Raw genomic sequence first — 889 nt, 5'->3', positions numbered from 1 at the left:
ACGCCTCAGTGTTCACAGCAGACCGGATTTGCCTGGTCCACCCACCTGCACGCTTAAACCGGGACAACCGTCGCCCGGATGACATAGCCTTCTCCGTCCCCCCTTCGCAGTCACACCCAGTACAGGAATATTAACCTGTTTCCCATCGACTACGCTTTTCAGCCTCGCCTTAGGGGTCGACTCACCCTGCCCCGATTAACGTTGGACAGGAACCCTTGGTCTTCCGGCGTGCGGGTTTTTCACCCGCATTATCGTTACTTATGTCAGCATTCGCACTTCTGATACCTCCAGCAGCCCTCACAGGCCACCTTCAACGGCTTACAGAACGCTCCCCTACCCAACAACACATAGTGTCGCTGCCGCAGCTTCGGTGCATGGTTTTAGCCCCGTTACATCTTCCGCGCAGGCCGACTCGACCAGTGAGCTATTACGCTTTCTTTAAATGATGGCTGCTTCTAAGCCAACATCCTGGCTGTCTGGGCCTTCCCACATCGTTTCCCACTTAACCATGACTTGGGGACCTTAGCTGGCGGTCTGGGTTGTTTCCCTCTTCACGACGGACGTTAGCACCCGCCGTGTGTCTCCCGTGATAACATTCTTCGGTATTCGCAGTTTGCATCGGGTTGGTAAGCCGGGATGGCCCCCTAGCCGAAACAGTGCTCTACCCCCGAAGATGACTTCACGAGGCGCTACCTAAATAGCTTTCGGGGAGAACCAGCTATCTCCCGGTTTGATTGGCCTTTCACCCCCAGCCACAAGTCATCCGCTAATTTTTCAACATTAGTCGGTTCGGTCCTCCAGTTAGTGTTACCCAACCTTCAACCTGCCCATGGCTAGATCACCGGGTTTCGGGTCTATACCCTGCAACTTAACGCCCAGTTAAGACTCG

1 rRNA gene is annotated in these 889 nt (G+C 54.7%); it reads right to left on the bottom strand.

The features are described from left to right. A 23S ribosomal RNA gene (locus Dpoa2040_RS08470) occupies positions 1-889 on the bottom strand; the annotation flags it as partial.

The sequence above is a fragment of the Dickeya sp. CFBP 2040 genome, assembly GCF_012273755.1.
Classification (GTDB): Bacteria; Pseudomonadota; Gammaproteobacteria; order Enterobacterales; family Enterobacteriaceae; genus Dickeya; species Dickeya poaceiphila.
This window is presented reverse-complemented; position numbering and strand designations above follow the sequence as displayed.